The organism is Halorubrum sp. SP3 (genome assembly GCF_005435195.1).
Classification (GTDB): Archaea; Halobacteriota; Halobacteria; order Halobacteriales; family Haloferacaceae; genus Halorubrum; species Halorubrum sodomense.
In genome coordinates this window covers 1-1,204 of sequence record NZ_SGTU01000110.1, presented here as the reverse complement: position 1 = coordinate 1,204, position 1,204 = coordinate 1, and the positions used below count along the sequence as shown (strand labels likewise).

The window sequence follows — 1,204 nt, the reverse complement described above, 5'->3', positions numbered from 1 at the left end:
AAGATCCGCGACGCGAACCACTCCCGCGAGACGAAGCCCTACGACATCACGGACACCGGCATCTCGGTGTACGACCAGGCGAATATCTTCTGACATCACTTGACAACATCTCAAATAACACTCCATGCGCCGATCGTGGGGGATAGAATTTTTGATTACCTACATATACCTTCTACAAGCATGAGCGAATCTGAGGGAGAGAAAAGCCACAACGAATACTATGGTAATCCAGATCTACCTACCGCAGAAGACGATCTTGGCTTTGGATCATATGTGAATGCTGTAAAAAAGTTCCTCACACACGACGACACACAACCACCACTCACGATCTCCGTTGAGGGAGATTGGGGATCAGGCAAGTCATCATTTCTACTTCAACTGGAAGACGCTCTCAGAGATGAGGGCGATTTCACGGTCCAATTCAACCCGTGGCAACACGACAAAGAAGAGCAACTATGGGCGGTCTTTGCCATTCAATTCTTCGAACAACTAACTCACCAATTACCCATTATACAGCGCTGGAAGGGCCACATCAAGTTGTATCTCAGACGTACTGACTGGAACAGCAGTTGGATATCAATCGTCCAAAATGTCTTAGTCGGACTCTTTGCTCTCCTCATAACTATCGCTGTCCCGCTACTCTTTATTTCGTTTGGCTTAGAACTGTCCCGGTCATTGGGTTTCGTTCGGGATTCGGTCCTATCGAACGTATTAGATACGGTCGTGTACTCCGGGAGTCTTCTCCTGTTTTTAACGGGAATTGTCTCGATCTGGATTCGTATAAGGAACGAACTTCGCGCGGGAATCCGGAAAGGAATCTCACAGCACGTGGACTCGCCGGATTATTCAAACCGAATCCCGTTCATCGAGAGTTTTCATAGTGATTTTGAGAATATTGTTGATGTGTATACAGGAGATCAGCCTGTATTCGTATTTATTGACGATCTGGACCGCTGTGAGAACCAAAAGGCAGCGGAGCTAATGGAGGGAATAAATTCGCTCATCTCTGTCGAGACGTCGATATTTTTTATTATAGCCATGGACAGAAATAAAGTTGCGGCAAGCGTGGCTAAGAAGCATCAACATTCGACGAGGGATCAAAAAGGGGAGCCGGATAGCGTGGCGGGGCAGCAAAATCCCGATATCTCGTATGGGAATAATTACCTACAAAAATTCATAGAAATATCGTTCCAAGTTCCGAGCC

1 protein-coding gene is annotated in these 1,204 nt (G+C 46.7%); it reads left to right on the top strand.

Annotated elements, in window-relative coordinates:
* Positions 1–180: 180 nt before the first annotated feature.
* Positions 181–1,204: P-loop NTPase fold protein (locus tag EXE42_RS15690; RefSeq protein ID WP_241988413.1), on the top strand; the 1,024-nt coding region annotated here is incomplete at its 3' end.